The 6406-nt window shown below is 69.4% G+C and carries 7 protein-coding genes and 2 pseudogenes; 1 reads left to right on the top strand and 8 read right to left on the bottom strand.

The genetic code is table 11. The features are described from left to right. Both ACLP4W_RS27450 and groES read right to left on the bottom strand, forming a co-directional pair. On the bottom strand, positions 1-119 hold a 119-nt coding region (locus ACLP4W_RS27450), incomplete at its 3' end, for a hypothetical protein (protein WP_442390526.1). 82 nt (positions 120-201) lie between these two features. After that, positions 202-504, bottom strand: a complete 303-nt coding sequence (gene groES / locus ACLP4W_RS27455; RefSeq protein WP_090600574.1) for a co-chaperone GroES — start codon at positions 502-504, stop codon at positions 202-204. Between the two features lie 381 nt (positions 505-885). Here groES and ACLP4W_RS27460 point away from each other — a divergent pair, with 381 nt between their 5' ends. Further along, positions 886-1515, top strand: a complete 630-nt coding sequence (locus ACLP4W_RS27460) for a C39 family peptidase (RefSeq protein ID WP_442390521.1) — start codon at positions 886-888, stop codon at positions 1513-1515. 34 nt (positions 1516-1549) lie between these two features. Here the strand turns inward: ACLP4W_RS27460 and tsaD are convergent, their stop codons facing one another. The 6 genes and pseudogenes from tsaD to alr all read right to left on the bottom strand — a co-directional run. Continuing rightward, on the bottom strand, positions 1550-2584 hold the full coding sequence (gene tsaD / locus ACLP4W_RS27465) for a tRNA (adenosine(37)-N6)-threonylcarbamoyltransferase complex transferase subunit TsaD (RefSeq protein WP_442390522.1): 1035 nt from the start codon (positions 2582-2584) through the stop codon (positions 1550-1552). Then, the gene (gene rimI, locus ACLP4W_RS27470) at positions 2574-3044 is read right to left on the bottom strand and encodes a ribosomal protein S18-alanine N-acetyltransferase (protein WP_442390523.1); all 471 of its coding nucleotides are present in this window, start codon (positions 3042-3044) and stop codon (positions 2574-2576) included. The genes tsaD and rimI overlap by 11 nt, the downstream gene beginning before the upstream one ends. Then, on the bottom strand, positions 3041-3670 hold the full coding sequence (gene tsaB / locus ACLP4W_RS27475; RefSeq protein WP_442390524.1) for a tRNA (adenosine(37)-N6)-threonylcarbamoyltransferase complex dimerization subunit type 1 TsaB: 630 nt from the start codon (positions 3668-3670) through the stop codon (positions 3041-3043). Before tsaB ends, rimI begins: the two co-directional genes overlap by 4 nt. Then, positions 3667-4153 (bottom strand): annotated as a pseudogene (gene tsaE, locus ACLP4W_RS27480) (tRNA (adenosine(37)-N6)-threonylcarbamoyltransferase complex ATPase subunit type 1 TsaE). Before tsaE ends, tsaB begins: the two are co-directional and overlap by 4 nt. A gap of 90 nt (positions 4154-4243) precedes the next feature. Next, positions 4244-5143: pseudogene (locus tag ACLP4W_RS27485) on the bottom strand (alpha/beta fold hydrolase); the annotation flags it as partial. Between the two features lie 97 nt (positions 5144-5240). After that, positions 5241-6406: alanine racemase (alr, locus tag ACLP4W_RS27490; protein WP_442390525.1), on the bottom strand; the 1166-nt coding region annotated here is incomplete at its 5' end.

The raw sequence follows: 6406 nt of genomic DNA on the forward strand, positions 1-6406 counted from the left end.
GCCAGCACCACATGCCGGCCGCGCGGCCCCAGCGTCACCCGTACCGCGTCGGCGAGAGCGTTCACGCCCGCTTCCATCGCGCGACGCGCGGTTTCGTCGTACTCAATGATTTTGCTCATCAGGCTCCTCAACTACGAACGCATGCCGCCCCGGAAATCACCCGCGTTTGTACGCGGGGATCGCCGGGGCGGAACACGGTCCTTACTTGGATACGACAGCCAGCACGTCGCGCGCCGACAGGATCAGGTATTCCTCGCCGCCGTACTTGATCTCGGTGCCGCCGTACTTGCTGTAGATGACGGTGTCACCCTCCGACACGTCCAGCGGGATCCGCTTGTCACCGTCCTCGTCCCACCGGCCGGGGCCGACTGCGACGACGGTGCCTTCCTGCGGCTTCTCCTTGGCGGTGTCAGGAATGACCAGACCGGAAGCGGTCGTGGTCTCGGCCTCGTTGGCCTGCACGAGAATCTTGTCCTCGAGTGGCTTGATCTTCACCTTCGCCACGATTGGAGCCCTCCACTAATTAGATCGGGTCCGGGGCCTCCGGACCGGAGTTGGCGGTCGGTCCGGGGCTTGACCCGAACCGACCGGGATTATCAGGTGATCCGGCATTCGTCCGTGCCCTCGCGCCGTCGTCGCGGGTGCCGACCCAGGGGACCGTCCGAATGCCACCTAGCACTCTATACATGAGAGTGCTAGCACTCAAGGGCGGCCCGCTGCTTCCCCGTCGGCGGGCCCGCCAACTGGGTTTTCAACGACCGGTTGCGGCCGTGTGCCTGCGGGATCAGCGGCAATCCCAAAGCCAGTAGCCACGCGGCGGCACGCCACACGCAAGTGGACGCCGTTACCGGCCCGAGAGTCCGTCAAGTGCTAACAATTGAGGTCATGTTCACCGGCATCCTCAGCGCGACCCGCACCGGCAGCGTGTCCACACTGATCGTCGCGGTTGGCATCGGATTGGCCGGGCTCGCCCACGGCGACCCGAACGGCCAAATGTACGGCAACCCCTACGCCGCCGCATCGTACTGGCGCTACCAGTACGGGGACGACTGCGGCTTGATGGCGGTCGCCGACGTGGTCGGCCAACTTACCGGTCGAGAACCCACCCAAATCGGCATCGAGCTACGTGGTGTGTTCACCAAAAGCGAAGCCCACCGCGGCGGCATCTACAGCTTTGACGGCACCTCCCCCGAAGACCTGGTCGTGCTGCTGCAGAAATACGGCGTCCAATCCCAGCTCACGACCGGCAACACCATGGACGCACTGAAGCAGGACCTGGCCGGCGGCCGCAAAGTGATCGCCGCGGTCAACGCCGAAACCATCTGGCGCTACCCGCCGGGTCAGGGGCAGCGGACGCAGGCCGACCACGCCGTCGTCGTCACCGGTGTCGACACCCGCGCCGACATCGTCCACCTCAACGACAGTGGCACCCCCAACGGCCGCGACGAGCAGATCCTTATGGCCACCTTCACCCAGGCCTGGGCGACCGGCAACGACCTGCTCATCGTCGCCTAAGAAACCGGTACCTGACGACGTGCGCCGTCGGCCATCAGGACAACTGGCCTTTTACCACCGGCAGGCCTGGGTCGCTGGCGACGTCCAGCGGTGACTGCGGCGCCCCGGCGACCACCAGGTGCGCGGCGAAGCATGCGATCATCGCCCCGTTGTCGGTGCAGAGCCGGGGCCTGGGGATCCGCAGCGCCAGGCCCGCCGCCGCACAGCGCTGCGCCGCCAACTCCCGCAGCCGCGAGTTCGCGGCCACTCCGCCCGCGATCAGCAGGGTCGAGACGCCCAGCGCGGTCGCCGCACGCACCGCCTTCATGGTCAACACGTCCGCGACGGCTTCCTGGAATCCCGCGGCGATGTCGGCCGTCAGCGCGTCGGGATGGCTCTCCACATACCGTGCGACGGCCGTCTTGAGCCCGGAGAAGCTGAACGCGTACGGGTCATCGGCCGGGCCCGTCATGCCGCGCGGGAACGCGATGGCGTCCCGATCGCCGGTGCGGGCCAGGTCGTCGAGCACCTTGCCGCCCGGATAGCCCAGCCCCAGCAGCCGCGCCACCTTGTCGTAGGCCTCGCCGGCGGCGTCGTCGACGGTGCTGCCCAGCTCGATGATCGGTTCGCCGAGCGAACGCACATGCAACAGGTGGGTATGTCCCCCGGACACCAGCAGGGCCACACACTCGGGCAGCGGTCCGTGCTCATACACGTCGGCGGCAAGGTGCCCGCCCAGGTGGTTCACCGCGTAGAACGGCACCCCCCAGGCGGCCGAATACGCCTTGGCCGCCGCCACTCCCACCAACAGGGCGCCGGCCAGCCCGGGCCCGATGGTGGCGGCTACAACGTCCGGCTTCGTCAGGCCGGCGGCGGCCAGCGCGCGGCGCATGGTGGGACCGAGCGCCTCCAGGTGCGCCCGGGAGGCGATCTCGGGGACGACGCCGCCGAAACGGACGTGTTCGTCGACGCTGGAGGCCACCTCGTCGGCCAACATCGTCACGGTTCCGTCGGCCTCCATGCGCGCGATGCCGACACCGGTTTCATCGCAAGAGGTTTCGATGGCGAGGACGGTCTTTTCAGTGGTCATGCGCCCGCCGCATCGTGTACGCATCGGCGCCGCTGACCCGGTAGTAGCGCCGGCGCAGGCCGATCTGCTCGAAGCCGACGCTGCGATACAGCGCGATGGCCGCCTCGTTGTCGGTGCGGACCTCCAGGTAGACGACACCGCGGTCGGCGAAATCGAGCAGCTCATCGAGCAACCGGCGGCCGATGCCCCGTCCCTGGTATGCCGGGTCCACGCCGATGGTGTGCACCTCGTATTCGAACGGTGGGGTGCGGCCCAGCCGGGAGATGCCGGCATAGCCGACCAGCGTGTCGGCGGTGCGCGCGCCCACATAGTGGTTGTGTTTGCTGGCCAGTTCCCGGTTGAAGGCCACCGCGGGCCACGGGTCGTCGCCGTCGAACAGCTGGGCCTCCAGCTCGGCGCACCGCTTTGCGTCGGCGGGCGTCAACGCGCCGATGGTCACGGGCTCGCTGCAGGCGGTCATCGGGGCGCCGCCAGGGGCTTGGCGTCGGGCCGGCGCAGATACAGCGCGACCAGCGGCAGCGGGCGCTCCGACCAGTCGGGTACCGCGGCGACAAGGCCGGCCGGTGTCGGATAGACCGGCCCGCTCAGCGGCAGGTCGAACAGCGCCGCGTGCTCGGGCGAACCCGCGACCGCCCGCGCCGTACCGGGGTTGACGTCGGCCGGGGCGCTGACTGCCGGGCCGTGCATGCGGAACCCGTCGTGGTAGCGGGCCCAGTAGACCTCGCGCCGGCGGGCGTCGGTGACCACCAGGGTGTCGCCGGTGGTTCGCGCGCCGATGGCGTCCAGGCTGCAGACCCCGCGCACGGGGATGCCCAGCGCGTGCGCGTATGCGGCGGCGGTGGCCATGCCCACCCGCAGACCGGTGAACGGGCCGGGCCCGCAGCCCACCACCACGGCGTCCAGGTCGGCCATCGCCAGCCCGGCGTCAGCAAGCGCGGCAAGCACGTTCGGGGTGAGCCGTTCGGCGTGGGCACGGGCGTCGACGGTGACCCGCTCCGCCAGCACGGCGCAGTCGGGACCGTCTAGCCGCACGACGCCCGCGGTCACCGCCGGGGTGGCGGTGTCGAGGGCGAGGATGAGGCTCACGAGTGGCCCCACTCCCAGGTCGCGATCCGCACGTCGGAGTGGCTGACCCGCTCGAGACGGATGTCGAGGTGCCGCTCGGAGAGGCGTTCGACGAGGCCCTCGCCCCACTCCACCACGACGACCGCGTCGTCAAGGTCGGTGTCGAGGTCCAGCGAGTCGAGCTCCCCCAACAGGTCGGCGCCCGTGTGGTCCAGCAACCGGTAGACGTCGACGTGGATCATCGCCGGGGCGCCGGGCCGCCGCGGCGGATGCACCCGCGCCAGCACGTACGACGGCGACGTGACCGGGCCGTCGACATCCAGCGCCGCGGCAATGCCCTTGGCCAGCACGGTCTTTCCCGCACCGAGCGGCCCGGTGAGCACCACCACGTCGCCCGCGCGCAACTCCTCGCCCAACCGCGTGCCCAACGTGACGGTGTCCTCGACATGTTCCAGCGTCGCCGTGCCCGAAAGCGCCGACCGCGGTTCAGCCACGGCGCCGCAACCGTTCCCGGAATCGCCGGTACCGCAGCGCCGCCTTGCCCGGAAGGGCGCGGCCGACGAGCCGGACCAGCCCCCCGTTGATGGCATCGGGCTTGTCCAGCAGCGCCAAATGACTGGCCCCGGTGACGATGACCAGCTCGGATAACGGCATACAGGCCGCCATCTTCCGCGAGTACTCGTCCGGGGTGAGCAGGTCGTGGTCACCGCATGCGATCAGGGTCGGGATCCGCAGCAGCGTCCACAGTCCGGCGGTTTCGTCGTGGGTTTCCAGGGCATCCAGGAAGCCCACCAGGGTGGCGATCGGGGTGTCGTTCATCATCTGCTGGGAGAACATGTCCAGGCTCCGGCTGACCTGCAGGTCGCTGTAGGACGCGGCCCGCAACACCGGGCCGATCAGTGACCGAGACACGTTACGGCCGCGGTGCATCAGCTTGGGCGCGGACCGGGCGGTGAACCGGACCGCTTCCAGCGCCGGGTTTTTCAGGATCTCGCCCAGCGGTGAACGCGTCACCCCTTCGGCGGCAGTGGAAATCAGCGCGCCGCCGACGATCCGGCGTCCGTACTGGCCGGGGAACTGGCGGGCATGCGACAACACCGTCATGCCGCCCATCGAGTGGCCGACCAGCACGATCACCCCGCGCGGCGAGATCACCTCGAGCACGCTTTCCAGGTCCTTGCCGAGTTGGGTCAGCGTGTAGGTTTCGGGCGCGCCTTCGCCGGAGCGCCCGTGACCGCGCTGGTCGTAGAAGACCATCCGGACGTGCGGACCCAACTGGTCGAGGAGCCGGGTCCGCTGAAAGTGAAAGGCGCCCATCCGCAGACAGAATCCGTGCACGAAGACCATGGTCACCTGCGCGTCCACCGGGCCGGCTTCACGGATCGCCAACGGCACCCCGTCGGGCGTTGTCACCACGTAGCTGCGGTCGTCGTCGATCGTCTCGAAATCCTCATCGGCGTAAGGGTCTTCGCGAATGGTGGCGCGTTGGACCATCGACCGGCGGGCAGAGGCTCCGACAATGGTGGCGACGGCCGTCAGCCCGGCGCCTCCCGCAAGCCAAGCCCTGCCGCTGTGGCGCCTGCGGGTTTCGTCAAGGCTCAACGGTTTCGGCCTCGCGGTAGGTCCTGGTGATCCGCCCCCGGGGGCTGGTGACCACTTCGTAGTGGATGGTGCCGAGCAGATCGGCCCAATCCTGGGCGGTGGCTTCGCCTCTGGCGCCGGGCCCGAACAGGATCGCCTCGTCGCCTTCGGCTACGTCGGGCTGACCGGGACCCAGGTCGACGAGGAACTGGTCCATGCAGATCCGCCCGACACCGGGCCGCCGCCTGCCGTTGATCAGCACGTCCAGGCGCCCACCGAGCGCCCGGAACACGCCGTCCGCGTAGCCGATCGGCAGCAGCGCCAGATTGGTGTCACGGTCGGCGACCCAGGTGTGTCCATAGGACACGCCCTCGCCGGCACGAATCGACTTGACCAGCGCAACCGTGCATTTCACCGTCATCGCCGGAATCAGCCCCATGTCGCCCAGCCCGGGCACGGGGCTCAGGCCGTACACCGCGACACCGGGCCGAACCAGGTTGAAAGCCAGGTCGGGACGCGACATGGTGGCCGATGAATTCGCCAGGTGCGCAACCTCGAACCGCAGCCCCCCGTCGCGCGCCTGAGCCAGCATGTCGTTGAACCGTTGGGCCTGAACGTCATTGATGGGGTTGTCCGGTTGGTCGGCGTAAACCATGTGCGACATCAGCCCCCGCAACCGGATGGCATCGTCGGCGACGGCCTGGCGCAGTGCGGCGAGCATCGACGGGTATGACGCCGGGGCGACGCCGTTGCGGTTCAGCCCGGTGTCGACCTTGACGGTCACCGTCGCCGTTCGACCGGTCCGGCGCACGGCGTCCAGTAGCTCGTCGAGCTGACGCACACAGGACACGGCGATCTCCACGTCGGCCAGCAGCGCCGGACCGAAGTCGATGCCGGGCGGATGCAGCCATGCCAGCACCGGCGCGGCGATTCCGTCGGCGCGCAGTGCCAGTGCCTCGTCGACCGTCGCGACACCGAGCTCGGCCGCCCCGGCGGCCAACGCCGCGCGGGCGACCCGGGTGGCCCCATGGCCGTAGCCGTCGGCCTTGACGACGGCCATCACCTGCGCGCGCCCGGCGTGCTCGCGCAACACCCGCACGTTGTGCTCAATAGCACCCAGGTCCACCACCGCCTCCGCGAGGACGCCCGGTGTCAGGGATATCGGCGTAACGGCCA

This window comes from Mycobacterium sp., assembly GCF_052145595.1.
Classification (GTDB): Bacteria; Actinomycetota; Actinomycetes; order Mycobacteriales; family Mycobacteriaceae; genus Mycobacterium.

What these genes read in the sequence shown, in the direction of transcription:
- ACLP4W_RS27460 (WP_442390521.1), top strand. Translation starts at nt 886, where the DNA reads ATGTTCACCGGCATCCTCAGCGCGACCCGCACCGGCAGCGTGTCCACA.
- rimI (WP_442390523.1), bottom strand. Translation starts at nt 3,044, where the DNA reads ATGACCGCCTGCAGCGAGCCCGTGACCATCGGCGCGTTGACGCCCGCC.
- tsaD (WP_442390522.1), bottom strand. Translation starts at nt 2,584, where the DNA reads ATGACCACTGAAAAGACCGTCCTCGCCATCGAAACCTCTTGCGATGAA.